Source organism: Enterobacter cloacae (assembly GCF_013375935.1).
GTDB classification, from domain to species: Bacteria; Pseudomonadota; Gammaproteobacteria; order Enterobacterales; family Enterobacteriaceae; genus Enterobacter; species Enterobacter pasteurii.
Map to the genome: position 1 here is coordinate 811565 of NZ_CP056117.1, position 25023 is coordinate 836587.

The 25023-nt window shown below is 56.9% G+C and carries 25 protein-coding genes and 1 pseudogene; 6 read left to right on the forward strand and 20 right to left on the reverse strand.

From position 1 onward, the window contains the following. Window positions 1-32 precede the first annotated feature (32 nt). Together fre and ubiD are read right to left on the reverse strand one after the other, a co-directional pair. Window positions 33-734, reverse strand: coding sequence for an NAD(P)H-flavin reductase (gene fre, locus HWQ14_RS03780; RefSeq protein ID WP_148421582.1), 702 nt, complete (start codon window positions 732-734; stop codon window positions 33-35). Between the two features lie 39 nt (window positions 735-773). Then, a complete protein-coding gene (gene ubiD / locus HWQ14_RS03785) occupies window positions 774-2270 on the reverse strand; it encodes a 4-hydroxy-3-polyprenylbenzoate decarboxylase (protein ID WP_148421584.1) in 1497 nt (498 codons plus the stop codon). A gap of 169 nt (window positions 2271-2439) precedes the next feature. On the opposite strand from ubiD, the pseudogene rfaH reads away from it, so the two are divergent. Further along, window positions 2440-2930, forward strand: a pseudogene (rfaH, locus tag HWQ14_RS03790) (transcription/translation regulatory transformer protein RfaH). Here the strand turns inward: rfaH and tatD are convergent. The 9 genes from tatD to udp form a co-directional block, all read right to left on the reverse strand. Further along, on the reverse strand, window positions 2927-3709 hold the full coding sequence (gene tatD / locus HWQ14_RS03795) for a 3'-5' ssDNA/RNA exonuclease TatD (protein ID WP_148421585.1): 783 nt from the start codon (window positions 3707-3709) through the stop codon (window positions 2927-2929). The pseudogene rfaH and the gene tatD sit on opposite strands and share 4 nt — an antisense overlap. Window positions 3710-3750: 41 nt before the next feature. Continuing rightward, window positions 3751-4521, reverse strand: a complete 771-nt coding sequence (gene tatC, locus HWQ14_RS03800) for a Sec-independent protein translocase subunit TatC (RefSeq protein WP_148421587.1) — start codon at window positions 4519-4521, stop codon at window positions 3751-3753. Between the two features lie 2 nt (window positions 4522-4523). Continuing rightward, complete coding sequence (tatB, locus tag HWQ14_RS03805) at window positions 4524-5066, reverse strand: Sec-independent protein translocase protein TatB (protein WP_148421589.1); 543 nt, start codon at window positions 5064-5066, stop codon at window positions 4524-4526. 3 nt (window positions 5067-5069) lie between these two features. Further along, window positions 5070-5324, reverse strand: a complete 255-nt coding sequence (gene tatA / locus HWQ14_RS03810) for a Sec-independent protein translocase subunit TatA (RefSeq protein ID WP_148421591.1) — start codon at window positions 5322-5324, stop codon at window positions 5070-5072. A gap of 76 nt (window positions 5325-5400) precedes the next feature. Beyond that, window positions 5401-7041, reverse strand: a complete 1641-nt coding sequence (gene ubiB, locus HWQ14_RS03815) for a ubiquinone biosynthesis regulatory protein kinase UbiB (protein WP_176609000.1) — start codon at window positions 7039-7041, stop codon at window positions 5401-5403. After that, window positions 7038-7643 (reverse strand): ubiquinone biosynthesis protein UbiJ, encoded by a 606-nt coding sequence (gene ubiJ / locus HWQ14_RS03820; RefSeq protein ID WP_148421595.1) that lies wholly within the window; start codon window positions 7641-7643, stop codon window positions 7038-7040. Before ubiJ ends, ubiB begins: the two co-directional genes overlap by 4 nt. Window positions 7644-7656: 13 nt before the next feature. Next, window positions 7657-8412, reverse strand: coding sequence for a bifunctional demethylmenaquinone methyltransferase/2-methoxy-6-polyprenyl-1,4-benzoquinol methylase UbiE (gene ubiE / locus HWQ14_RS03825; protein WP_003860790.1), 756 nt, complete (start codon window positions 8410-8412; stop codon window positions 7657-7659). Window positions 8413-8478: 66 nt separating this feature from the next. Further along, on the reverse strand, window positions 8479-9936 hold the full coding sequence (gene rmuC / locus HWQ14_RS03830) for a DNA recombination protein RmuC (protein ID WP_176609001.1): 1458 nt from the start codon (window positions 9934-9936) through the stop codon (window positions 8479-8481). Between the two features lie 142 nt (window positions 9937-10078). Then, on the reverse strand, window positions 10079-10840 hold the full coding sequence (udp, locus tag HWQ14_RS03835) for a uridine phosphorylase (RefSeq protein ID WP_003860792.1): 762 nt from the start codon (window positions 10838-10840) through the stop codon (window positions 10079-10081). 259 nt (window positions 10841-11099) lie between these two features. On the opposite strand from udp, the gene HWQ14_RS03840 reads away from it, so the two are divergent. Then, the gene (locus tag HWQ14_RS03840; protein WP_176609002.1) at window positions 11100-11906 is read left to right on the forward strand and encodes a dienelactone hydrolase family protein; all 807 of its coding nucleotides are present in this window, start codon (window positions 11100-11102) and stop codon (window positions 11904-11906) included. Window positions 11907-11960: 54 nt separating this feature from the next. On the opposite strand, the gene metE is transcribed toward HWQ14_RS03840, so the two are convergent. Then, window positions 11961-14222, reverse strand: a complete 2262-nt coding sequence (gene metE, locus HWQ14_RS03845) for a 5-methyltetrahydropteroyltriglutamate--homocysteine S-methyltransferase (protein WP_176609003.1) — start codon at window positions 14220-14222, stop codon at window positions 11961-11963. Between the two features lie 116 nt (window positions 14223-14338). Between metE and metR the strand changes: the two genes are divergently transcribed. After that, window positions 14339-15292 (forward strand): HTH-type transcriptional regulator MetR, encoded by a 954-nt coding sequence (gene metR / locus HWQ14_RS03850; protein ID WP_063868862.1) that lies wholly within the window; start codon window positions 14339-14341, stop codon window positions 15290-15292. Here metR and HWQ14_RS03855 read toward each other — a convergent pair. From HWQ14_RS03855 to pldB, 3 genes are all read right to left on the reverse strand, one after another. Continuing rightward, window positions 15180-16079, reverse strand: coding sequence for a carboxylate/amino acid/amine transporter (locus HWQ14_RS03855; protein ID WP_176609004.1), 900 nt, complete (start codon window positions 16077-16079; stop codon window positions 15180-15182). The two genes, metR and HWQ14_RS03855, sit on opposite strands and share 113 nt — an antisense overlap. Before the next feature lie 82 nt (window positions 16080-16161). After that, window positions 16162-16962 carry a sugar/pyridoxal phosphate phosphatase YigL gene (gene yigL, locus HWQ14_RS03860; protein WP_176609005.1) on the reverse strand — a complete coding sequence of 267 codons (801 nt, stop codon included), beginning with the start codon at window positions 16960-16962 and terminating at the stop codon, window positions 16162-16164. Between the two features lie 30 nt (window positions 16963-16992). Beyond that, complete coding sequence (pldB, locus tag HWQ14_RS03865) at window positions 16993-17985, reverse strand: lysophospholipase L2 (protein WP_176609006.1); 993 nt, start codon at window positions 17983-17985, stop codon at window positions 16993-16995. 109 nt (window positions 17986-18094) lie between these two features. On the opposite strand from pldB, the gene rhtB reads away from it, so the two are divergent. Beyond that, window positions 18095-18718, forward strand: a complete 624-nt coding sequence (rhtB, locus tag HWQ14_RS03870) for a homoserine/homoserine lactone efflux protein (protein ID WP_176609007.1) — start codon at window positions 18095-18097, stop codon at window positions 18716-18718. Here rhtB and rhtC read toward each other — a convergent pair. From rhtC to pldA, 3 genes are all read right to left on the reverse strand, one after another. Continuing rightward, window positions 18715-19335: a threonine export protein RhtC gene (gene rhtC / locus HWQ14_RS03875; RefSeq protein WP_176609008.1), complete on the reverse strand. Its 621-nt coding sequence runs from the start codon at window positions 19333-19335 to the stop codon at window positions 18715-18717. The genes rhtB and rhtC overlap by 4 nt on opposite strands. Before the next feature lie 61 nt (window positions 19336-19396). Next, entirely contained in the window at window positions 19397-21226 is a 1830-nt protein-coding gene (gene recQ, locus HWQ14_RS03880; protein ID WP_148421613.1) for an ATP-dependent DNA helicase RecQ, read from the reverse strand. Window positions 21227-21316: 90 nt separating this feature from the next. After that, window positions 21317-22186, reverse strand: a complete 870-nt coding sequence (gene pldA / locus HWQ14_RS03885) for a phospholipase A (protein WP_148421615.1) — start codon at window positions 22184-22186, stop codon at window positions 21317-21319. Window positions 22187-22346: 160 nt separating this feature from the next. On the opposite strand from pldA, the gene yigI reads away from it, so the two are divergent. Further along, the gene (gene yigI, locus HWQ14_RS03890; protein WP_006812366.1) at window positions 22347-22814 is read left to right on the forward strand and encodes an acyl-CoA thioesterase YigI; all 468 of its coding nucleotides are present in this window, start codon (window positions 22347-22349) and stop codon (window positions 22812-22814) included. Window positions 22815-22865: 51 nt separating this feature from the next. Next, the gene (gene rarD / locus HWQ14_RS03895; protein ID WP_176609009.1) at window positions 22866-23762 is read left to right on the forward strand and encodes an EamA family transporter RarD; all 897 of its coding nucleotides are present in this window, start codon (window positions 22866-22868) and stop codon (window positions 23760-23762) included. Between the two features lie 52 nt (window positions 23763-23814). Here the strand turns inward: rarD and corA are convergent, their stop codons facing one another. Both corA and ysgD read right to left on the reverse strand, forming a co-directional pair. After that, on the reverse strand, window positions 23815-24765 hold the full coding sequence (gene corA, locus HWQ14_RS03900) for a magnesium/cobalt transporter CorA (protein WP_003860807.1): 951 nt from the start codon (window positions 24763-24765) through the stop codon (window positions 23815-23817). Between the two features lie 150 nt (window positions 24766-24915). Next, the gene (ysgD, locus tag HWQ14_RS23205) at window positions 24916-24972 is read right to left on the reverse strand and encodes a YsgD/CorL family protein (RefSeq protein ID WP_212743980.1); all 57 of its coding nucleotides are present in this window, start codon (window positions 24970-24972) and stop codon (window positions 24916-24918) included. Window positions 24973-25023 lie beyond the last annotated feature (51 nt).

Sequence of the window (25023 nt, forward strand, 5' to 3'; positions counted from 1 at the left end):
GCAGAAAAAACCCGCCGAAGCGGGTTTCTGATTCAGATAAACGCAAACGCATCGCCGAACAGGCGATCTTCCCGCGCGTCACGTTCGTTACAGAACAGGTCGCGGGCAATTTTCGCCATTTCAAAGCGACCGGCAATGTAGATATCGTGCCCGGCCAGCGTTCCGTGATCCTGCAATACCGCTGTCAGCACGGTACCGCTGCGCCCGCGCCAGCCCTCTTCCGGCTGCTCGACAACCGGCTCGATGCGCAGGTGTGGATGATTCACGCTCAGCGCTTCCAGCTCCGACAGATCGTAAAGGTGCTTCTCTTCACGGCCACCCCAGTAGATGGTGATATCACGATTCGGATTGCGCGCCAGAGCGGTCAGCAGAATAGAGCGAACATAAGAGAAGCCCGTGCCACCGGCAATCAGGATCAGCGGGCGATCTTCGTCTTCACGCAGCCAGGCCTCGCCGTGAGGGATATCGACCACGATTTCACGCTCTTTCAGGATGCGGTCCATCACGGCCATCGCGTACAGGTTAAGCTCAGACGCACCAATATGCAGCTCAATAAATTCCTTCTCTGCAGGCGTAGAGGCCATAGAGAAAGGACGCTTATCACGCTCGTCCATCACGACCATCAGGTACTGGCCGGCACGGAATGAGAATGCCGCTTCAGGAACCAAACGGACGCGATATACGGTGTCGGTAATAGCATCTACCGACGTCACTTTACAGCTTAAGGTTGTCATTCGCTCTCTCTGTCGGGAAGTCTATAGGGCTAAACGGTCTTATTCTGCCTTACCGTTATTCATTATGGCCAGCTCGTCCCAGATCGCGTCAATGCGCGCGGTCACGGCAGGATCTTTCTCGATCGGGCGACCCCATTCACGGTCGGTTTCGCCAGGCCATTTATTCGTGGCATCCAGTCCCATTTTTGAGCCAAGGCCGGAAACCGGCGAGGCAAAGTCCAGATAATCAATCGGCGTGTTTTCCACTAACACCGTATCACGCGCGGGATCCATACGCGTGGTGATGGCCCAGATGACGTCATTCCAGTCGCGGGCGTTGACGTCATCATCGCAGACAATCACAAACTTGGTATACATAAACTGGCGCAGGAAAGACCATACGCCCATCATCACGCGTTTAGCGTGACCGGCATACTGCTTCTTCATCGTTACCACCGCCAGGCGATACGAACACCCTTCCGGCGGCAGATAAAAATCAACAATTTCCGGGAACTGTTTTTGCAGGATCGGCACGAACACTTCATTCAGCGCCACGCCCAGTACCGCCGGCTCGTCGGGTGGACGGCCGGTGTAGGTGGAGTGATAAATGGCATCTTCACGCTGGGTAATGTGCGTGACGGTGAACACCGGGAAGTTATCCACTTCGTTGTAGTAGCCGGTGTGGTCGCCGTACGGCCCTTCGGGTGCCAGCTCGCCCTGTTCAATGTAGCCTTCCAGCACGATCTCCGCACTGGCCGGTACTTCCAGGTCATTGGAGATACACTTAACCACTTCAGTTTTGGTGCCGCGCAGCAGCCCCGCAAAGGCATATTCCGACAGCGTGTCAGGAACGGGCGTAACCGCGCCCAGAATGGTTGCCGGATCGGCACCCAGCGCGACGGAAACCGGGAAGCGTTCGCCCGGACGGGCCGCGCACCACTCCTGGAAATCCAGCGCGCCTCCGCGATGGGACAACCAGCGCATGATGAGCTTGTTTTTGCCAATCAGCTGCTGACGATAGATGCCGAGGTTTTGACGCTCTTTATGCGGCCCACGCGTGACGGTGAGGCCCCACGTTATCAGCGGTGCGGCATCTTCAGGCCAGCACTGCATAATCGGAATGGTGGTGAGATCAACCGCATCGCCTTCCAGCACTTTTTGCTGGCACGGCGCACCGCGCAGGCGTTTGGTCGGCATGTTCAGTACCTGCTTAAACTGCGGCAGCTTGTCGAACAGGTCGCGGAATCCTTTCGGCGGTTCCGGCTCTTTCAGAAAGGCCAGCAGTTTGCCCACTTCGCGCAGCGCCGTAACATCTTCCTGCCCCATCCCCATCGCCACGCGGCGAGGTGTGCCGAACAGGTTACACAGTACCGGCATGGCGTAGCCTTTTGGGTTTTCAAACAGCAACGCCGGGCCGCCCGCGCGCAGGGTGCGGTCAGCGATTTCTGTCATTTCCAGATACGGATCAACAGGAAGCGTAATGCGTTTGAGTTCGCCCTGCTTTTCAAGCAGCGCCAGGAAGTCGCGTAGATCGTGGTATTTCATGCAGTTAATCATGGCCTCTCTGTAAGCGCTTCATTATACGGCGTAAGCCCGCGTGATGCTGTAATTTTGTTAAATTAGCGTGAACTTCCACGACTTACTCGCTTTTTGCCCATTATAATCACCTTAGCGATCCCGCCAGGGTTTTGATATGCTTGCGCCCCGAACAATGGGAAGAGTGATTATGCAGGCCTGGTATTTACTGTATTGCAAACGCGGGCAACTTCAGCGCGCGCAGGAACATCTTGAACGTCAGTCTGTTAACTGCCTGACACCCGTGATCACGCTTGAAAAAATGCAGCGTGGAAGACGCACGACCGTCAGCGAGCCCCTGTTCCCGAACTACCTGTTCGTTGAGTTCGACCCCGAAGTGATCCACACCACGACGATCAGCGCCACGCGCGGCGTCAGCCATTTTGTGCGTTTTGGCGCCCATCCGGCAAGAGTACCGTCATCGGTTATTCATCAGCTTTCCGTTTACCAGCAGCCTGAAGATATTACCGATCCGGAAACCCCCTATGCCGGCGACAGCGTGGTGATCACCGAAGGCGCCTTTGAAGGCTTACAGGCCATCTTCTCTGAGCCGGACGGTGAAGCGCGTTCAATGCTGCTGCTTAACCTGTTGAACAAAGAGGTGTTGCAGAGCGTCAAAACACCGATTTCCGTAAAGTTTAGAACTGCACGCCGAACAGACGACGCACGTTGTCATCGGTTCGTGCTGACAGCCACTGGGCATCCTCTCCGCGCCAGTGCGCCACGCGTTCAGCTATGTGCCCCAGGTAAGCGGGTTCATTACGTCGCGATGCCGGTTTGGGCTGCATATCCCGAGGCAGCAGATACGGCGCATCTGTTTCAAGCAGCAAACGATCGGCCGGGATAACGGGCAGCAGCTCGCGCAGCTCAAGCCCACGCCGTTCATCGCACACCCAGCCGGTAATTCCCAGATAAAGCCCGCGGTTCAGGCAATCCAGCGCCTCCTGCCGGGAGCCCGTAAAGCAGTGCAGCACCGCGCCAGGCAGTTTATCCAGCCAGGGCTCCAGCAATGCCAGAAAACGTTCATGCGCATCGCGACAGTGCATAAACACCGGCATTCCCAGCTCTGCTGCCAGGGCGAGCTGGGCGGTAAACGCGTTTTCCTGCTCTTCAGGCGTTGAGAAGTTGCGGTTGAAATCAAGCCCGCATTCACCAATGGCAACGACTTCCGGCGTTTTCGCCAGGCGATGAAGTACCTCAGCACTTTCATGCGTCCACTGGCTGCTGTCATGAGGGTGCACGCCTGCGGTGGACCAGCAGCGTTGATAGCGTTGCGCCAGCTGCTGTGCCTGCTCGCTCTCGTGCAGATTGGTTCCCGTCAGCAACAGCCCGTTAACGCCAGCGGCAAACGCGCGCGCCACCACCTCATCACGGTCTTTCGCAAACTGTGAGCTGGTCAGGTTAAGCCCAATATCAAACATGGTATTCCCCATATGACAACCGCCCTGACGGGCGGCTGATTTTATTCTTTAGTGGTCTCTTCCGACTCTACGTCTTCATCATCACGCGTACGCCCCTTACCCACGTAGAAACGTGCGAAGAACACGCCGACTTCAAACAGGCAGTACATAGGTATTGCCAGCAGCGTCTGCGAGAAAACGTCTGGCGGAGTTAACAGCATACCCACGACAAACGCCCCGACGAGGATGTACGGACGCTTTTTACGCAGATCGTCCGGTGTCGTAACGCCTACCCAGCAGAGCAGGACTATCGCCACGGGCACTTCGAACGCGACGCCGAACGCCATAAACAGCGCCATGACAAAGCTGAGGTAGCTGGCGATGTCCGTGGATACCTGCACCCCTTCCGGCGCGGTATGCGTCAGAAAACCAAAGGCCAGCGGGAAGACCACGAAATAAGCGAACGCCATGCCGATATAGAACAGCAGGGAGCTGGATACCAGCAGCGGGATCACCAGCTTACGCTCATGCCTGTACAGCGCCGGGGCGATGAAGGCCCAGACCTGATACAAAATAACCGGCGCAGACGCAATCAGCGACACCCAGAAGGTGAGCTTGATTGGGGTAAAGAACGGCGAAGCAACGTCCGTTGCGATCATCGTTGCCCCCAGCGGCATCTGTTTAATCAAGGGCGCAGAGACCACCTGGTAGATATCGTTGGCGAAATAGACCAGACACAGGAATATGAGGAAAACCGCAATAATGCAGTTTAACAGGCGCTTGCGCAGTTCAATGAGGTGCGCGATGAGCGGTTGAGTATCATCTACTGCCATGTTTACGCTTTATCACTTGAGGAAGGGGATGATTCGGAAACGGGTGCGGCAGGTTTAACTTCAGCGGCTTTCACCACGGGCTCTTCTGACGGCACCTGCTTTTTCACTTCAGGCTCCTGCGGCGATTGCTCTGGCGAAGCAGCCTGATGCTCCGCGCTGGAAGGCGTCACCCCCTCGCGCTGCTCCTCGCTGCCCTTCACCACCGGGTTATGGATGGTGTTAGCTTCGTCGCTCGCCTTTTCAGGATCGTTAATGCTGTATGAGCGCTTCATGGATTCGGCTGCTTCACGCAGCTCATCCATCGACGCTTTCAGCTCCGGCGTCAGGTTGTCCATGCTCGCCTTTTCAACCTTTTTCAGGCTGTCCTGAAATTCCTGAAGCTTAAGCTCCTGCGCCAGCTCGTTCTGCACGGTCGTTGCCAGCGAGCGAAGCGCACGCACCCAGCCCACCACGGTTTTCACCGCAACGGGCAAGCGCTGCGGCCCTAACACGATCAGACCAATCACAAATACCAGCAGTAACTCACCAAAACCAATGTCGAACACGAATTACACCTGCTCTTTATCGTGACGTTTAGCATCGTCCTTTTTGGCTTCATCCTGCTTGTCGGCGATGGACTTAGCAGTGAAATCAGCATCCTGACCGGTTTTATCCTGCTTATTCTCGTCATCGCTCATGGCTTTCTTAAAGCCTTTGATTGACGCGCCAAGGTCGGAACCAATGGACCCGAGTTTTTTCGTGCCAAACAGCAGCACAACGATGACGGCAATGATCACTAACTGCCAGATACTGATACCACCCATGCGCGTTCCCCAGTGATAGATGATTAATTAGTCAGATCGCATTATACGTATGCAACCCATCGATAGCGACGCTAATTCAACGCGTTTTTCGCCAGCCAGCAAGCCAGACAACAACACCGGCAGCCATAATCCACGCAGGCATCATTTCCCAGTCCGGGCGATTGATCAATAGCAACGTGCCGCTTATCAGCAGCGTCGCGCCAATTCCGAAGAGATAGCGAGACTGCCCCTGACGCACGCGGCTGGATTGAAGCTCATGCGCGATTTTATCCATGCTGTGCTGAAGGTTCTTGCTCTGACGCAAACTGTCGTAAACCAGCTCAGGAATTTCAGGCATTTTTTCAATCCAGAACGGGCCTTTCTCCTTAAGCGAGCGAACCAGCGCTGGAATACCGACCTGATCCTTAATCCAGGATTCGAGGAAGGGTTTAGCGGTTTTCCACAAGTCTAACTGAGGATAGAGCTGGCGGCCTACGCCCTCAACGTAAAGTAATGTTTTCTGAAGTAAAACTAATTGAGGCTGCACTTCCATATTGAAACGGCGCGCGGTGTTGAACAGGTTGAGCAGAACGTGTCCGAACGAGATCTCCGACAGCGGCTTTTCAAAAATCGGCTCGCAGACGGTGCGGATCGCAAACTCGAACTCTTCCACGTTGGTATCTGGCGGAACCCAGCCTGAATCTACGTGCAGTTCGGCCACCTTACGGTAGTCGCGGTTGAAGAAAGCGATAAAGTTCTCGGCGAGATAACGCTTATCCTCTTTGTTCAGCGAGCCGACAATACCGCAGTCGATGCCAATATATTGTGGATCTTCCGGGTGCTCATAGCTGACAAAAATGTTGCCAGGATGCATGTCCGCATGGAAGAAGCTGTCGCGGAAAACCTGAGTAAAGAAGACCTGCACGCCCCTTTCGGCCAGCAGCTTCATATTGGTGCCCTGTTTTTCCAGCGCCACCACGTCCGAGACAGGAATACCGTAGATACGTTCCATTACCATCATGTTCTGGCTGCAATAGTCAGAATAGACTTCAGGAACATACAGCATCGGGCTGTTTTCAAAGTTACGACGCAGCTGAATGGCGTTGGTCGACTCGCGCAGCAGGTTTAGCTCATCAATCAGCGTTTTTTCGTATTCCCGTACCACTTCCAGCGGGCGCAGACGGCGGCCATCCGGCAGCAGGCGCGGCACCCAGCGAGCCAGACGATAAATCAGCTTCATGTCCGCTCTGATAACCGGCAGGATATCCGGGCGAATCACCTTAATGACCACCTCTTTGCCATTCTCCTTCAGGCGCGCGGTGTGAACCTGCGCGATAGAAGCGGATGCCAGAGGCTGGATATCGAAATCATCAAACCAGGTGTCGATGGGAATATTGCCCATCGCTTCCTCGATTTGTTTCTTTGCCCTCTCCCCATCAAACGGGGCGACGCGGTCCTGCAACAGCGCGAGCTGATCGGCTATCTCCGGCGGGAAAAGATCGCGACGTGTTGAGAGCATCTGACCAAACTTGATCCAGACCGGACCCAGTTCCTGCAAAGCAAGACGCAGGCGTGTACCCAGCTCCTGATCCTTATGGCGATTCGGCATCCAGAACAGCGTGCGCCGCCAAAGCCGAAGCGGCAGGGTGATACGCATTCTGGGGATAAGCTCGTCGAGCCCGTAGCTCAAAAAGGTGCGAACGATAAAATAGAGGCGCCGAATTTCACCAGGCGTCATTTGCCCTCCAGTTTTTCCAGCCGTTTGGTTAACGCATCCACTGCGCGCTCAACTGCCGCGGTCTCTTCTGCAAACCAGGCAACTTCCAATGGCCCCGGCGCCATACGCCACTCTTCGGTCAGAACCTCAGCAGCGTAGCGCTGTTGACGCTGGAGACCTTTGCGCAAAAAAGCAGAACCCGTGCGCAGCGTTTTGCTTATCCCTTCAGCCGCGATATCGCCGATATAGGGCGCCAGCAGCTCCGCCGGGTCGAATTCGGCCTGGTCGCTAAGCGCAGCGAAGTTCTGTACCACCTGAATATCGCCCTGGACTTCCAGTTCGCCGCTGCGAATAAGCGCCGTCAGCTGCTGGCGATCGCGCAGTTTTGGCAACACGCTCATGTGCGTGATCACCGAGCAGTCAGCCTCGCCTTCCCACTCACCCAGAACGTCAAGCTGGCGTTCGCTGAAGACCAGCACAAGCGGCGTCGAGAACTCTTTTAAAACGATACGCAGTACCTTTCCGTTAAGCCGCTGACGTGCGGTTTTCAGCGCCGGGGCGCGATACAGAAAGGCATTCAGTACATTCTCGATGCCTGCGGTGACTAAGGGTTTAATGGGCACGGGAAACCTCCACTCAGAACTTGTAACCACGATGCAGCGCGACGACACCCGCCGTCATATTGAAGTACTCCACGTTTTCAAATTCTGCATCCTGCATCATCGCTTTCAGCGTGTCCTGATCCGGGTGCATTCGGATGGATTCAGCCAGATAACGGTAACTTTCGGCATCGTTCGCCACCAGCTCGCCAATGCGTGGCAGAACGTGGAAGGAATACGCATCGTAGGCTTTGCTCAGCGGGTCGATAATCGGTTTGGAGAACTCGAGCACCAGCAGGCGTCCACCCGGCTTCAGCACGCGGTACATAGAGCGCAGCGCTTTATCTTTATCGGTCACGTTACGCAGCCCGAAAGAGATGGTGATGCAGTCAAAGGTATTGTCCGGGAACGGCAGCGCTTCGGCGTTGGCCTGAACGTATTCAACATTGCCTACCACGCCGATGTTGCGCAGCTTCTCGCGTCCCATTTTCAGCATGGAGTCGTTGATATCGGCCAGTACCACGCGACCGGTTTCACCTACCAGGCGGGAAAATTTTGCGGTGAGATCGCCCGTTCCTCCGGCTAAATCCAGCACCGTTTGTCCACGGCGTACGCCGCTGCAATCAATGGTGAAGCGCTTCCACAAGCGATGAATGCCGAATGACATCAAATCATTCATCACATCGTACTTCGCCGCCACGGAATGAAATACGTGGGCCACCATGTCAGCTTTCTGCGCTTTGGCGACAGTCTGAAAGCCAAAGTGCGTCGTGTCTTGTGAATCGTCAACCATCTCAGAGCCTGCTAATCAGTCAAATGTTCGTGAAGTGTAACAGATTGGGCGCATTTGCCCTACGTTTCAACCACCGCGAAAGAAACGCGTCGGCTGCGCTTCTGGTGATAAACTCGCCGCTAAATCGTTGTCTTCATTGCGGGTATTTTGCTCAGCGTCGCCTTCGCGCAGGCGGAACTCTTCGTCCTGCGCGGTCGCCTGCTCCACCAGATCCGGATTAATCTCGCGTTTAACCTCCACCCCCAGGCTGCGAAACGCCTCCGCCTGCGCCAGCAAATTGCCGCGCCCGGAGGAGAGTTTTTTCATCGCCTGACGGTAATTATCCTGCGCCCGATCCAGGCTTTGCCCCACCGAGGACATATCGTCCACAAACAGCCGCATTTTGTCGTACAGCTTGCTGGCGCGATCGGCAATCTGCTGCGCGTTACGGCTCTGGTGTTCATAACGCCACAGGTTGGCAATGGTGCGTAATGCCACCAGCAGCGTGGTGGGGCTGACCAGCATAATGTTATTTTTCAGCGCTTCGGTGATCAGTTCGGGCTGTCTGTCCAGCGCCAGCAGAAAGGCCGGCTCGACCGGAATAAACATCAGCACGTAATCCAGCGATCGCAGCCCCGGCAACTGCTGATAGTCTTTTCTGCCAAGCTGACGAATATGGTTACGCACGGAAGCAATGTGCTCCTGCAGCGCCGATTCGCGGGTGTAGTCATCCTCGGCGTTGAAGTAGCGTTCATAGGCCACCAGCGTCATTTTCGCGTCGATGACCACATCTTTGCCCTGCGGCAGACGCACAATCACGTCCGGCTGCATTCGCGAGCGCGCGTCAGTCTCGATGCTGACCTGCGTCTCATATTCGTATCCCTCGCGCAGGCCAGAGGCTTCCAGCACGCGGGTTAAAACGACTTCGCCCCAGTTCCCCTGCGCTTTGTTATCGCCTTTGAGGGCGCGCGTCAGGTTAACCGCCTCTTGCGCCATCTGGGCATTCAGCTGCTGGAGATTACGAATTTCATGCGCCAGCGTGTGGCGCTCGCGTGCCTCCTGACCAAAGCTGTCCTGCACCTGGCGGCGAAAGCCGTCCAGCTGTTCGCGCAGCGGCGTCAGCAGGCTGTTCAGGCTCTGGCGGTTCTGTTCATCCACGCGGCGGTTGCTGTGTTCAAAAATACGGTTCGCGAGGTTCTCAAACTGCTCGCTAAGGCGCTGCTCGCTGTTGATCATCTGGCGGATTTTGTCTTCGGCGTGCAGCTGGGTGGATTCGAGGCGGGTGGTTACTTCGCGAAGATCGGCCTCCAGCGAGGTGTTGATATCACGCAGGTTACGCAGTTCGTTATTGAGCAGTTCGCACTCGTCGCGCCAGTGAGCGCTTAACGAAAGCTGCTGCTTCGTTGCGCTGAGCTCGGCGACGATCTCCTCGCGCTCTGCCAGCTGCTCGGCTTTCTGCTGCGCGTGCTGATAGCTGGAGATGAGCCAGCCAATCCCCGCACTCGCCAGCGCAACTACCGCATAAATCAGGATTGAGATATCCACAATGCCCCCTGCATCCACGTATTACCCGCACAAAATAGAATTGTGCTGTATAAACGTCCAGTTTGAAAGGGTTTTCCTGCGAGGCGCTACGCAAAAAAAAATAAAGGCCGAACGCGTCGGCCTTTACTCTCAGAAGAGAGGATTAGATCAGGCGGCGAGCCGCTTCTACCACGATTTTCACCGCATGGCTTTCAGTCTGCTTCATGGTTTCGGCGTTCGGGATCTCCTGCTGGGTACGGTTAACGATAACGCCCGCCACCATACCGGCACGCAGACCCTGGCTCGCGCACATGGTCAACAGCGTCGCGGATTCCATTTCGTAGTTCATCACGCCCATGGACTGCCACTCTTCCATAGAGCCTTTGAAGCGGCTCACCACGCGGCCTGAGAAGGTGTCGTAACGCTCCTGGCCCGGGTAGAAGGTATCGGAGGATGCCGTGACGCCCACGTGAGTGGTGGCACCCACGGATTTCGCCGCTTCAACCAGCGCGGTGGTGCATTCGAAATCAGCCACTGCCGGGAACTCCATCGGCGCAAAGTGCAGGCTTGCCCCGTCCAGACGGACGGATGCCGTCGTCACCAGCACGTCGCCCACGTTGATGTGCGGCTGAATGGCGCCAGTGGTGCCGATACGCAGGAAAGTACGAATGCCCAGCTGCGCCAGCTCTTCAACGGCGATAGAGGTAGACGGGCCACCAATACCGGTAGAGCACACGATCACCGCTTTACCGTCCAGCTCCGCGCGCCAGGTGGTGAATTCGCGATGGGCTGCCAGCTTAACCGGCTTATCCATCAGCGCGGCGATCTTTTCCACACGCTCAGGATCGCCGGGGACGATAGCAAGCGTAGCCCCTTGTAAATCGTTTTTAGTGAGGCCGAGATGAAAAACATCAGACTTAGACATAGGTGACTCCTCTGTGGGTCGGTTAGTCAGAAGAAGTAAAACGGTACTTTACAGAAGCAACACGCATCATTTCGTGACACACCTCACCATGAATGAAAATGGTTGCAGTTAATTTCCACAAAATAGTGATTTACATCACATTAACAAGTTATAACGTAGGGTGCTGCACAAAAGATAGACGCTATGAGGCACTGTGGGTTGTTAACCTGGTGTCTATATTTATCTTTGCGCTAATCCATTCATTGGTACGGAGAATGCCATGACTGAAAAAACCGGTTTTGCACCTGCTGCTGCCCCGCATGCTTCAACCATCGTCTCAACCCCTGAAGAGGCTATTACCGCGGGCGAGACCTCCATTCCCTCGCAGGGAGAGAACATGCCGGCGTACCACGCGCGGCCAAAATCCGCCGAGGGCCCGCTGCCCATCGTGATTGTGGTTCAGGAAATATTTGGCGTTCATGAACATATTCGCGACCTCTGCCGCCGTCTGGCGCTGGAGGGCTATCTGGCCGTTGCGCCAGAGCTCTATTTCCGTCAGGGCGATCCGAACGATTACAGCGACATCCCGACGCTGTTCAGCAACCTGGTCAGCAAAGTGCCGGATGCGCAGGTGCTGGCCGATCTGGATCATGTTGCCAACTGGGCGGCGCGCAACGGCGGTGATGCGCATCGACTGATGATAACGGGTTTCTGCTGGGGTGGACGTATTAGCTGGCTGTATGCCGCGCATAATCCACAGCTCAAAGCTGCCGTCGCCTGGTACGGCAAACTGGTGGGGGAAAAGACCCTAAACTCACCGAAATATCCGGTGGATATCGCCACGGATTTAAATGCACCGGTATTAGGCCTGTATGGTGGCCAGGATACGGGGATCCCGCTTGATACCGTCGAGACCATGCGCCATGCCCTACGCGCGGCGAATGCGAAGGCGGAGATTGTGGTGTATCCGGATGCCGGACACGCGTTTAACGCCGACTATCGTCCGAGCTATCACGCCGAATCCGCGAAAGATGGCTGGCAGAGAATGCTGGCGTGGTTCAGCCAGTACGGCGGAAAGAAAGCGTAAAGCAGAAGCCCGGCGGCGGCTACGCCTTACCGGGCTATAGATATGACTAATGACTTAACCCTGACGCAAGTTCTGCGCCGCCTTCACCATGTTCGCCAGCGCCGCGCGCGTCTCCGGCCAGCCGCGGGTTTTCAGGCCGCAGTCCGGGTTCACCCACAGGCGTTCCGCGGGGATGCGCTGGGCTGCTTTTTGCAGCAGGCCCTCAATCCACTCCACGCTCGGCACGTTCGGGGAGTGAATGTCATACACGCCCGGCCCTATTTCATTCGGGTAGTCGAACTCTTCAAACGACTCCAGCAGTTCCATGTCTGAACGCGAGGTCTCGATGGTAATAACGTCGGCATCCAGCGCGGCAATCGAATCCATGATGTCGTTAAATTCGCAGTAGCACATGTGGGTGTGGATCTGCGTGTCGTCCTTAGCGACGGCGGCGCTGATGCGGAACGCTTCCACGCCCCACCGTAAATAGGCATCCCAGTCGCTGCGGCGCAGCGGCAGACCTTCGCGCAACGCCGGCTCGTCGATCTGGATGATGCCAATGCCCGCCGCCTCCAGATCCGCTACTTCATCCCGCAGCGCCAGCGCTATCTGTTTGGCGATGGTTTCGCGGGTCACGTCTTCGCGCGGGAAGGACCAGCAGAGGATCGTCACCGGCCCGGTCAGCATGCCTTTTACCGGCCTGTCGGTCAGCGACTGGGCATACTTCGCCCACTCAACCGTGATCGCTTCGGGGCGGCTGACGTCGCCAATGACTATCGGCGGCTTCACGCAGCGGGATCCGTAGCTCTGCACCCAGCCGTTCTGGGTAAAGACGAAGCCGTCCAGGTGTTCACCAAAGTATTCCACCATGTCGTTACGCTCGGCCTCGCCGTGTACCAGCACGTCCAGCCCGAGGCGTTCCTGCTCGACGATCGCCTGCTTGATGTGTTCGGCGATACCGGTGCGGTAGTGGTTCGCATCAAGGTTGCCCTTTTTGAAGTCCAGGCGCAGGCTGCGGATCTCCGTCGTTTGCGGGAAGGAGCCGATGGTCGTAGTCGGCCATGCGGGCAGGTTGAAGCGGGCGCGCTGGGCTTCGGCGCGCACCTCATAGGGGCTTTGACGCTGGCTGTCCTGGCCGGTGATGGCCGCCAGACGTTTCTCCACCGCCGGGTTATGCACGCGCGCCGAGTGGCGACGTGCCTGGATCGGTGCGCTCCAGCCGGCAATCGCCGCCGTATCGCCGCTGTTCAGCGCTTCGCGCAGCAGGGTCAGCTCTTCACATTTTTGCAGGGCGAAGGCAAACCAGCTTTTTACCTCGGCATCCAGACGGGTCTCTACGCTCAGGTCGATCGGGCTGTGCAGCAGGGAACAGGACGAGGCCACCCACAGCTCACGTTTGCCGACGATATCTTTGATTTGCGCATATTTCTCCGTCAGATCGGCGCGCCAGACGTTACGGCCATTAACCAGACCGGCGGAGAGCAGCCAGTCTGCGGGCAGTCGCTTGTGCAGTTCCGCGACATCGTCTTTACCGTGTACGAGGTCAACGTGCAGGCCCTGCACCGGCAGTCTGACGATGGTGCCGAGGTTCGGCGTCACGCCATCAAAATAGGTCGTCAGCAGCAGCTTCACCTGCCCTGTGAGCGCGTCATACGCCGGCCTGAAGGCGTCGAGCCAAACCTGGGGCAGCTCGAGCACCAGCGCCGGCTCGTCGATTTGCACCCACTGAATGCCGCGTTTGCCCAGCTCAATCAGCACCTGTTTGTAGACCGGCAGAATGTCCTTCAGCAGGCTCAGACGATCGAACTGCTCGCCTTTCACTTTGCCGAGCCACAGGTACGTTACCGGCCCCAGCAGCACCGGTTTTACCTGGTGGCCCAGCGCCAGCGCTTCGTCCACTTCATCCAGAAGCTGGGTCCAGGTCAGCCTGAACTGCTGGCCTTTTACAAACTCCGGCACCATATAGTGATAGTTGGTGTTAAACCATTTGGTCATTTCCGCCGCCGCCGCTGGCTCACCCGTTGGCGCACGGCCACGGCCAATGCGGAACAGGGTATCGATATCTACCGATCCATCGTTGTTCTGATGACGAGCCGGCACGTTGCCAAGCAGCAGGCTGGTCGTCAGAACATGGTCGTACCAGGCAAAATCGCCCACCGGCAGCAGGTCAATGCCCGCCTGCTTTTGCTGCTCCCAGTGACGTGCACGAAGCTCACGCCCCACCGCCAGCAGTTCTTCACGGGTGGCATTACCCGCCCAGTAGCTTTCTTGCGCTTTTTTCAGCTCGCGACGCAGGCCAACGCGAGGGAAACCGAGAGTGTGATTGCGGATTGTCATGGCATACCCCTTGTAGAAAATCGTTATTTAGACGTCCAGATGTTTACACTTCTATAATTGGCAGGTACTGTATATTCCTCAAGCGCAAAATGTTCATGGCGAAGTGAAGGACTTTCATGATCGAGATTAAACACCTGAAAACGCTACAAGCGTTGCGGAACTGCGGTTCTCTTGCGGCGGCAGCGGCCACGCTGCACCAGACCCAGTCTGCCCTTTCTCACCAGTTCAGCGATCTGGAACAACGCCTCGGCTTCCGTCTTTTCGTGCGTAAGAGCCAGCCCCTGCGCTTTACGCCGCAGGGCGAAATTCTGCTTCAGCTGGCTAACCAGGTACTGCCGCAAATTGCCAGCGCGCTGCAGTCCTGCAACGAGCCGCAGCAGACCACGCTGCGCATCGCCATTGAGTGTCACAGCTGTATTCAGTGGCTGACCCCCGCGCTTGAGAACTTCCGCCAGAAGTGGCCGCAGGTGGAGATGGACTTCAAATCCGGCGTCACGTTTGATCCGCAGCCGTCGCTCCAGCAGGGCGAGCTGGATCTGGTGATGACCTCGGACATTCTGCCGCGCAGCGGCCTGCACTATTCGCCGATGTTTGATTTTGAGGTGCGTCTGGTGCTGGCGCCGGATCACCCGCTGGCCGCCAAAACGCGCATTACGCCGGAAGATCTTGCCAGCGAAACGCTGCTGATTTACCCGGTGCAGCGCAGTCGCCTGGATATCTGGCGTCACTTCCTGCAGCCCGCTGGCATTAGCCCACAGCTGAAAAGCGTGGACAATACCCTGCTGCTGATCCAGATGGTGGCGGCCAGAATGGGGATCGCGGCGCTGCCGCACTGGGTGGTCGAGACCGTTGAACGCCAGGGTCTTGTCGTGACCAAAACCCTGGGTGAAGGACTGTGGAGCCGGCTGTACGCCGCCGTGCGCGATGGCGAGCAGCGTCAGCCGATTACGGAAGCGTTTATTCGCTCAGCGCGGAACCACGCGTGCGACCATCTTCCGTTTGTGCGGAGCGCGGAGCGACCCAGCGGCGATGTACCCACAGCGAAGCCAGGATCACCGTTCCCCCAATAAGGAAACTCGGCCAGTGCGGCTGTTCCTGCCAGATGGCGAGGTTCACCAGCAGCCCCGCCGGCACGCGCACGTTGTTCATGATCCCAAGCGTCCCGGCGTCTACCTGCGTAGCGCCGTAGTTCCACATGAAATATCCCAGCCCTGACGCCACCACGCCCAGCCAGACCAGCACTCCCCACTGCACGGAGGTAGTCGGCAGCTTTTGCGGGTTGCCGAGCAGAAACCACGCCGCCACCGCGACGATCGCCGCGCCCGTATAGAACCACGCAAACGCGTTGTGCTGCGGCATCGGGCGGGTTTCCATCAGGCGCTTGTAGCCCACCATACCGATGGCGAAGCTGATATTGGCGAGCTGGACGAACATCAGCCCGGTCCAGAAGTGATCGCTCACCTTGTCGTAGCGAATGATCGCCGCGCCAACCACCGCCAGCGCGGCGCTCAGCAGATATCCCCAGCGCAGGCGCCGCTTGCTCAGCAGATCGTAAATCAGCGTGATATAGAGCGGCGTAAGCACGGTAAAGAGCAGAAACTCCGAGACGGACAGGTAAACGTAAGCCCTGAAGCTGAACAGGTACATGATGCCGAGCTGCATCGCGCCCACCAGCATGTACAGCAGAATGGTTTTCAGCGTTTGCCCGCGGGTGCGCAGGAACGGCAGGAATACCAGCGCCGCCAGCCCTACGCGCATCAGCACCGAGAAGTAGCTGTCGACCGATCCGGCAAGGTATTCGCCAATCAGGCTAAAGGAGAAGGCCCACAGGATAGTGGTGATAATGAGTAGCGCCACAATGCTTGTCTCTGAGAAAGAAGGAGAGGCATTGTAGCGAACTCTTTAGTTGACATCTGAACAATAAACAACCGAATGAAGATTATTCAAGGAACAGCTTGCGCAGGTATTTTGGTACCGCGTTGTCGCCGTTGGTGCCGATGACCTCCAGCTCCGGGTGCAGATCCTTCAGGCGCTGGTGCGCGTTCTGCATGATGCAGCCTTTGCCCGCCATAGAGAGCATCTCGGCATCGTTCATGCCGTCGCCAAAGGCGATGCAGTCTTTCAGATCAAAGCCCAGGCGTTTTGCTACCGCTTCCAGCGCATGGCCTTTGGACACCCCGCCCGCCATCACTTCCAGACAGGTCAGCGTGGAAAAGCTCACGTTTACGCGGTCGCCCCAGCGCGCGTTAATCGCCTGCTCCAGCGGCAGCAGGGCTTCGTGGCTTTCACAGGTAAAGAACACCTTGCTGATCCCTTCAGGATCCAGCAAACCCGGCTCATACAGGGAATAGCTGAACACCGCTTCCTTGAAGAAGCGCATTTCGTCCGGACGATGACGGTTCATAAACCATTCGTCGTCGCGGTAAACGTTGGTAACGATATCCGGGTTGTTATGCACCACGCCAAACAGATCGGCGGCGATATCGCGATCCAGGTTGTGGGTGAAAATCAGGTTGCCGTCCGTGTCATGCACGCGCGCACCGTTGGAGGTGATCATGTACGACCTGATCTCCAGGTTATCGCGGATCTGCCCCACGTCCACGTGGTGGCGGCCCGTGGCGAACACAAAGTTCACGCCGCGGGCAGTCAGGAGTTTTAAGGTCTCTTTCGCGTAAGGCGACAGGGTGTGGTCGGGAGAAAGCAGCGTGCCATCTAAATCAGATGCAACAACCTGGTACATAGGGATTTAAACCTCTGGTAAAAGCAAGAATCAGTTATGCCTGTTGAAAAATTCAACAATGGCGTTGAGCGCGACTGAGCGCATAGCGTCCTTTTCAAAAAGGATCTCATGGTACGCGCCGTTGATGACCAGCGGTTTACCCCCTTCACAGGGATTGCCCGCGGCGGCGCGCAGTTCACAATAGCGGTCGTGCATGCGGTTATCTACCACACGCTCTTCTTCTGCCTGAATCAGGAGCGTCGGCGTGTCATCATCACCAACGCCAGCCAGCACCTGCTCGCCGGCATGAATACCTTCCCGCACCCAGTGCCAGGTGGGGCCGCCAACGCGCAGGCGCGGCTCGTCGGCATAGAAGCGCAGGTTGCGGCGATAACGCTGCCGGCTGTGGGTTAAGACGTTGATGGCAAACGGCAAAGCCCGCCAGCGCCCCGTTCCGATGGCGTAACCTTCGCGGATGCGCTGATGGCCCTCAGCCCAGTCGAGAAGATGGCGCACCATCCAGTCCGGAAAACGTATCACGATGCCATACATCGGCGCGGTAAGCGCAATGGCATCGCACTGGTGATCGTAGCGCTGCAAAAAGAGCGTAGAAATGGCGCCGCCCATGGAGTGCGCCAGAATATAGCGCTTGCGCCACGGGCCGGGCTGCACTTCCTGCTGCCAGAAGGCGGCCAGATCGTCGACGTAATCGCTGAAGTTATCCACGTGGCCGCGATGGGTATCCGGCAACATCCGGCCGGAGAGTCCCTGCCCGCGATGGTCGATAATTAACACGTCAAAACCCAGATGGAACAGGTCATACGCCAGCTCGGCATATTTGATGTAGCTTTCGATACGCCCGGGGCAGACCACAATCACCCGGTCATTTTTTTCATCACGGAAACGAACGAAGCGTACCGGGATATCCCCGACGCCCGTAAACTCATCTTCCTCACGCTGGCGCCAGAAATCGGTCAGCGGCCCCATGGAGAAAGCAGCAAATGCGTTTTCTCGCGTTTCCCAGTCCTTTTTCTGCTGCAACATCGGGTTTCCACCCCCGTTTTCAGGGAATATTGTTTTTTTCGTCACCGGTCACAAAATGACTCAACAATAGCGTATTGTGGCATAAAAACAGACGTTCCGGGAGCTTCAAATGACCTTCGAGTGGTGGTTCGCTTACCTGCTGACATCCATCATCCTCAGCCTTTCACCTGGCTCTGGCGCAATTAACACCATGACCACCTCCATCAACCATGGCTATCGCGGTGCGGTGGCTTCGATTGCCGGCTTACAGACCGGGCTCGGCATTCACATTGTGCTGGTGGGGATTGGCCTGGGTACGCTGTTCTCCCGCTCGGTGCTGGCCTTTGAGGTGCTGAAATGGGCCGGTGCGGCGTATCTGATTTGGCTCGGTATTCAGCAGTGGCGGGCGGCAGGCTCGATTGACCTGAACACGCTCTCCCGGACGCAAACCCGCGGGCACCTGTTTAAGCGCGCGGTATTCGTTAACCTGACCAATCCGAAAAGCATTGTGTTCCTTGCCGCCCTGTTTCCGCAGTTCATCGTGCCGCATCAGCCGCAGGTGATGCAGTACAGTACGGTGCTGGGCGCGACCACTATCATTGTCGACATCATCGTGATGATTGGTTACGCGACGCTGGCGCAGCGAATTGCGGCGTGGATCAAAGGGCCTAAGCAGATGAAGGCCCTGAATAAAGTCTTTGGTTCGCTGTTTATGCTGGTTGGCGCGCTGCTTGCGTCAGCGCGTCATGCTTAGCGAGAGAGGATAAGATGAATGCCGAAGCCGGCGAACAGCGCGCCGGCAAAGCCGTCGATCCACTTCGCGATGCGCTGGTAGCCGCGACGCATCGCCGGTAAGGCGAACAGGCTGGCAACGATAGTGAACCAGGCAAACGTCTCAACAACGATCAGCAGGAATATCCCCCAGCGTGCGCCTGCGCCGACGCTGTCGCCGACAAACAGCGAGAACACAGAGCCGAAGTAGATGATCGCTTTCGGGTTCGCCAGGTTGGTCAGCAGCCCTTTCACAAAGCTACGGCCTCCGGTGGCCAGCTCAACCTTTGGCGCGTCCGGTTTTTTCGCTTCTTTCTTTAAGGCCCCGCGCAGCATCTGGTAGCCCATCCAGCACAGGTACAGACCGCCACCGACCATGATGATGTTATGCAGCCACGCCATCTTCGCCAGGATCAGGTTCAGACCGAGCAGCGCAACCGCTGCCCAGACCATGACGCCCATGGTAATACCGAGCACGCCCATCATCGCCTCTTTGCGGGAGCGGCTGACGGCCGTTTGCGACACGAAGAAAAAGTCAGGGCCAGGACTCATCAGCGCAACGATGTGCACTAACGCCACGGTGAGAAATAGCATTAACATAATTAGCTCGCGGGGAAATAATTCAGTGAGTCATCATCCTGGCACTTTTTAGCCCGACTGACTACTCCTCATCATCACCATCAGCGTGGGAACGGATAAGCGCCATAAACTCTTTACCAAAGCGCTCCAGCTTACGCGTGCCGACACCGTTGACGCTGAGCATCTCGCTGGCGCTGAGGGGCATCTGTTCGGCCATCTCAATCAGCGTCGCGTCGTTGAACACCACGTATGGCGGGATGTTCTCTTCATCAGCAATGGCTTTACGCAGCTTACGCAGCTTGGCGAACAGCTTGCGGTCGTAGTTGCCGCCGTAGGATTTCTGCATCACGCGCGGCTTCAGGGCGATGACGCGCGGTACGGCGAGCTTCAGTTCAACTTCACCGCGCAGGACCGGTCGCGCGGCTTCGGTTAGCTGAAGCGCAGAGTGTTGGGCAATGTTTTGCGTGGCAAAGCCGAGGTGGATCAGCTGGCGGATGATACTCACCCAGTGCTCGTGGCTCTGGTCTTTACCGATGCCGTAAACCGGCAGCTTGTCGTGGCCCATGTCGCGGATACGCTGGTTGTTGGCACCGCGCAGCACTTCTACCACGTAGCCCATCCCGAAGCGCTGGTTCACGCGTCCGATAGTCGAAAGCGCTTTACGCGCGTCCATCAGGCCGTCGTACTGCTTCGGCGGGTCAAGGCAGATATCACAGTTGCCGCACGGCTCCTGGCGCCCTTCCCCAAAGTAGTTGAGCAGCACCAGGCGGCGGCAGGTCTGCGCTTCGGCAAACGCGCCCATCGCGTTGAGCTTGTGGCGCTCGATATCCTGCAATTGACCCTGCGGTTTCTCTTCCAGGCAGCGGCGCAGCCACGCCATGTCGGCCGGATCGTAAAACAGCATCGCTTCCGCAGGCAGGCCGTCGCGCCCCGCGCGGCCGGTTTCCTGATAGTAAGATTCAATGTTGCGCGGGATATCGAAATGCACCACGAAGCGGACATTGGGCTTGTTGATACCCATGCCGAACGCCACCGTCGCCACCACGATCTGCAAATCGTCGCGCTGGAATTTCTCCTGCACGTCGGCGCGGATGTGGTTCTCCAGCCCGGCGTGATAGGCCGCGGCGCTAAAGCCGCGGTTTTGCAGACGCGCGGCGGTGTCTTCCACCTTCGCGCGGCTGTTGCAGTAGATGATGCCGGACTTGCCGCGCTGCTCCTGCACGTAGCGTAAGAGCTGGTCCAGCGGCTTGAATTTTTCCATCAGCATGTAGCGGATGTTCGGGCGGTCGAAGCTGCTGACCTGAATGTAGGGGTCGTTCAGCCCCAGCAGGCGAACGATATCCAGACGCGTGGTGTCATCCGCCGTGGCGGTAAGCGCCATAAACGGCAGCTCAGGGAAGCGCTGACGCAGCTGGCCGAGAGCGGCATATTCGGGGCGGAAGTCGTGCCCCCACTGCGAGATACAGTGCGCTTCATCCACCGCCAGCAGCACCGGATTCCAGTGCGCCAGGTGATCGAGGAAGTTGTCCAGCATCAGGCGCTCTGGCGCAATATACAGCAGGCGAACCTGCCCGGTACGGCACCCGGCCATCACCTCTTGCTGCTGCTCGCGGGTCTGGGTTGAGTTAAGACAGGCGGCCGCTACGCCGTTGGCGAGCAGCTGGTCGACCTGGTCTTTCATCAGGGAAATAAGAGGAGATACCACGACCGTCAGGCCGTTAAGCACCAGCGCGGGCACCTGATAGCAGAGCGATTTCCCGCCGCCGGTCGGCATCACCACCAGGCAATCGCGCCCTTCCAGCACGGTTTCAATGATGGTTTCCTGGCCAGGGCGAAACTGCTGGTAGCCAAAGGTTTCATGCAAAACCTGTTTAGCCAGCGATTCCTGATTCAATACTTCCGCCTGCGCCACGTTAACCCCATATGCCAGAAATGAAACAGGCGCTATTTTCAGCGCCTGAGAGAGAAACTTCAACGTTTAACGCAAAAACATTCGAGCAGCTTAGAAAATATCGTTCAGCATCACGCCCACGCCGACGCGGGTCTGGTTGAAGTTATAGTCGATCAGCGATTCACCATAGCCGCTATATACCTGAGTATAAAGGCGTACGTGTTTCGTTACCGGGTAGCTCAGGCCCAGCTCAGCGCCGCCGTATCCGGTATTCCAGTTGTACTGACCTTTGGCGCTCAGCACCGCGTCACCCAGCTGATAGCCCACCTTAAGCTGGTAGTAACCCATGTATTTGGTGATATCCGGGTTGTCATCGGTATCGCCCACCACATACCACGGCTTCACTTCCACCATGAAATTGCCGTTCTGCGCCATCAGACGCGTATAGGCGCGGTTCCAGCTGCGTGAGGTTGGGTCGGAACGCCCGTTGGAATCGTGGTTGAAGCCCACCTCAACGTCGCGCAGCGTCCAGCCTGCAAACTCATAATCGGTGGCGAAACCGAGGAACAGCTGCGGTTCATAGTTGGTTTCGCGGAACGGTGAAGATTCGCCGCTGTTGGAGAGCTGCCACCAGGACTTCTGGGTGTATGACGCGCCAAGCACCGAGTTAGGCCCTAAAATCCCGCGCCAGAACGGGAAGGCGAGGCTGAGCTGGAACTTCACCTCATCTTTACGCGCATTATCAGACCAGTTATAGGAGCTTATCGCCTCTTTGTTGAGATCGCTGGTCTGGGTGTAAATCACGTAGTTCGTGTCGTAAGGGTAAAGCGTGAACGGATTGTCATGCTCCTGAAGCATATTGGCGATGATGCTGCCCTGAACGGCAGGCTTATCATGCACCTCTTTGATCGTCGCTTCCTGCGCATATGCTGTGAGGGGCAGCGCAACCGCCGCCAGTAACCAACCCAGATACGTCCGCATCGGTGGTGTTCTCCTGAAATGGTGACATTTAATGAATAGTTTTGTCCGGGCATTCTACAGACTTCTGCGATAACTTCCGCTACCTCGTTTCTTAAAGTGGCATTCCTTAACCCTGAAGCATAAAATCAACATTTTGTTAACAACAAGGATGCCGCGTCTCATGTCAGCCACGCTAACTGCCGAAGAAACCTTAAAACTCGTGGGCGAGATTTTTGTGTACCACATGCCGTTCAACCGAGCGCTCGGTCTTGAGCTGGAGCGATACGAAAAAGACTTTGCCCAGCTGAGCTTCAATAACCAGCCAATGATGGTGGGTAACTGGGCGCAAAGCATTTTACACGGCGGCGTTATTGCCTCTGCGCTGGACGTGGCGGCAGGGCTGGTCTGCGTGGGCAGCACGCTGACGCGCCACGATACCATCAACGAAGATGAGCTGCGCCAGCGCCTTTCACGCATGGGCACTATCGATTTACGCGTCGACTACCTGCGTCCGGGGCGTGGAAATCGCTTTACCTGCACCAGCAGCCTGCTGCGCGCCGGGAATAAAGTTGCCGTTGCCCGCGTTGAGCTGCATAACGAAGAGCAGGTTTATATCGCCAGCGCAACCGCCACTTATATGGTGGGTTGAGGCGGCAAAATCGGGTAAAATTACTTCACTTTTTTGTAACGGATTTTCCCGATGGATGCTAAACAGACGCGGCAGGGCGTTTTACTCGCCCTTGCCGCTTATTTTATTTGGGGTATTGCACCAGCGTACTTCAAGCTTATCGCCTATGTACCGGCGGACGAGATCCTCACCCACCGCGTCATCTGGTCGTTTTTCTTTATGATCGCGCTGATGAGCATTAGCCGCCAGTGGTCAGGCGTCAAAACGCTGCTCAAAACCCCGAAGAAGGTGTTCCTGCTTGCGCTCTCCGCGGTGCTGATTGGCGGAAACTGGCTGCTGTTTATCTGGGCGGTAAATAACCACCACATGCTCGAAGCGAGCCTTGGCTACTTTATTAATCCGCTGGTGAATATTTTGCTGGGGATGATTTTCCTCGGCGAGCGGTTCCGCCGCATGCAGTGGGTGGCCGTGATTCTGGCCTTCTGCGGCGTGCTGGTGCAGCTGTGGACCTTCGGCTCGCTGCCGGTTATCGCCCTGGGGCTGGCATTCAGCTTTGCGTTTTACGGCCTGGTGCGTAAGAAAATTGCCGTAGAAGCGCAGACGGGAATGCTGTTTGAAACCCTGTGGCTGCTGCCGGTTGCCGCGATCTACCTGTTTGGCATTGCCGACAGCGCGACGAGCCACATGGGCAGCAACCCGTGGTCGCTGAACCTGAAGCTGATGGCCGCAGGCGTGGTCACGACGATCCCCCTTCTGTGCTTCACCGGCGCGGCAACGCGTCTGCGCCTCTCCACGCTGGGCTTCTTCCAGTACATTGGCCCGACGCTGATGTTCCTGCTGGCAGTGGTGTTTTACGGCGAAGTGCCGGGGGCAGATAAGATGGTAACGTTCGCGTTTATCTGGGTGGCGCTGGCGATATTTGTTGCCGATGCGATTTATACCCAGCGCCGGGTGCGTAAAGGGTTGTAATGCTGCCCTCACCCTAACCCTCTCCCACAGGGAGAGGGAATTCCCCTGGATCTTACAGCCAGTTCTTCCGCTTGAAGTACAGATACGGCGCCAGCCCCGCGAGGATCATAAAGATAATCGCCCCCGGGTAGCCAAAGCTCCACTTCAGCTCCGGCATAAACTCAAAGTTCATCCCGTAGCTGGATGCCACCAGCGTCGGCGGCAGGAACACCACGGATACCACCGAGAAGATCTTGATAATGCGGTTCTGCTCGATGTTGATAAAGCCCATCGCCGCCTGCATCAGGAAGTTCACCTTCTGGAACAGGGATTCGTTGTGCGGCAGCAGGGATTCGATATCGCGTAAGATCTCACGCGCCTGCTCCAGCTGGCCGCCCGGCAGACGCGCCTTGCGCACCAGGAAGTTCAGCGCGCGCTGGGTATCCATCAGACACAGGCGCACCTTCCAGCCGATATCTTCCAGCTCCGCCAGCGTGGACAACGCTTCGTCGTACTCATCGCCCTGATGGCCTTCCATGATCACCCGGCTCAGCTTTTCCAGATCGCTGTAGATGTTTTCAATTTCATCCGCCAGCTGTTCGATTTTGGTTTCAAACAGGTCCAGCAGCAGCTCGTAGGCGTTGCCGTCCATCATCGCCTGGCTGCGGGCGCGCATGCGGTAGAGACGAAACGCAGGCAGTTCGCGCTCGCGCAGGGTAAACAGGCGGCCATCACGGATGGTGAACGCCACGGTGGAGTTCCCCGCGTGGTCTTCGGCATCTTCAAAGAAGAAGAAGGAGTGAATGTGCAGGCCGTCTTCGTCTTCAAAAAAACGGGCGGATGCTTCGATGTCTTCCAGTTCCGGGCGTGTCGCCAGGCTTTGCCCCAGTTCAGATTGTACGCGAAGGCGTTCATCGTCGTCCGGCTCGACCAGATCCACCCATACGGCATCAATGAGGGGCTGTGACTCTTCGGCTTCAAGCCGAGTCAGTCGGTTATTTTCGAGTTGAAATGCGCTCAGCATGACCGGGACTCCCAATGCAAAAAATATCGGACAGTTCGGTGGGCACACAGAAACAAATTGGGTTTCAGACCATTAAACAGCCTGACTCAGCGCGACGGGAATGATGCAGTCGCTGACAACCACTAAGGCCATCAGCAAGAGGAGATAGCCTTAGGAGTTGTTCCTGGATGACAGGGAATTGAGCCAGTATCTACTGGGTGTGTCCAAGGCGAATGTCCTCTTAGCGTAATCGTGCGCGCATGTTACGCCAGCAATAAC

Coding starts and splice junctions, on each gene's coding strand:
- fre (WP_148421582.1), bottom strand. CDS start 734: ATGACAACCTTAAGCTGTAAAGTGACGTCGGTAGATGCTATTACCGAC.
- ubiD (WP_148421584.1), bottom strand. CDS start 2,270: ATGATTAACTGCATGAAATACCACGATCTACGCGACTTCCTGGCGCTG.
- tatD (WP_148421585.1), bottom strand. CDS start 3,709: ATGTTTGATATTGGGCTTAACCTGACCAGCTCACAGTTTGCGAAAGAC.
- tatC (WP_148421587.1), bottom strand. CDS start 4,521: ATGGCAGTAGATGATACTCAACCGCTCATCGCGCACCTCATTGAACTG.
- tatA (WP_148421591.1), bottom strand. CDS start 5,324: ATGGGTGGTATCAGTATCTGGCAGTTAGTGATCATTGCCGTCATCGTT.
- ubiB (WP_176609000.1), bottom strand. CDS start 7,041: ATGACGCCTGGTGAAATTCGGCGCCTCTATTTTATCGTTCGCACCTTT.
- ubiE (WP_003860790.1), bottom strand. CDS start 8,412: ATGGTTGACGATTCACAAGACACGACGCACTTTGGCTTTCAGACTGTC.
- udp (WP_003860792.1), bottom strand. CDS start 10,840: ATGTCTAAGTCTGATGTTTTTCATCTCGGCCTCACTAAAAACGATTTA.
- HWQ14_RS03840 (WP_176609002.1), top strand. CDS start 11,100: ATGACTGAAAAAACCGGTTTTGCACCTGCTGCTGCCCCGCATGCTTCA.
- metE (WP_176609003.1), bottom strand. CDS start 14,222: ATGACAATCCGCAATCACACTCTCGGTTTCCCTCGCGTTGGCCTGCGT.
- metR (WP_063868862.1), top strand. CDS start 14,339: ATGATCGAGATTAAACACCTGAAAACGCTACAAGCGTTGCGGAACTGC.
- yigL (WP_176609005.1), bottom strand. CDS start 16,962: ATGTACCAGGTTGTTGCATCTGATTTAGATGGCACGCTGCTTTCTCCC.
- pldB (WP_176609006.1), bottom strand. CDS start 17,985: ATGTTGCAGCAGAAAAAGGACTGGGAAACGCGAGAAAACGCATTTGCT.
- rhtB (WP_176609007.1), top strand. CDS start 18,095: ATGACCTTCGAGTGGTGGTTCGCTTACCTGCTGACATCCATCATCCTC.
- rhtC (WP_176609008.1), bottom strand. CDS start 19,335: ATGTTAATGCTATTTCTCACCGTGGCGTTAGTGCACATCGTTGCGCTG.
- pldA (WP_148421615.1), bottom strand. CDS start 22,186: ATGCGGACGTATCTGGGTTGGTTACTGGCGGCGGTTGCGCTGCCCCTC.
- yigI (WP_006812366.1), top strand. CDS start 22,347: ATGTCAGCCACGCTAACTGCCGAAGAAACCTTAAAACTCGTGGGCGAG.
- rarD (WP_176609009.1), top strand. CDS start 22,866: ATGGATGCTAAACAGACGCGGCAGGGCGTTTTACTCGCCCTTGCCGCT.
- corA (WP_003860807.1), bottom strand. CDS start 24,765: ATGCTGAGCGCATTTCAACTCGAAAATAACCGACTGACTCGGCTTGAA.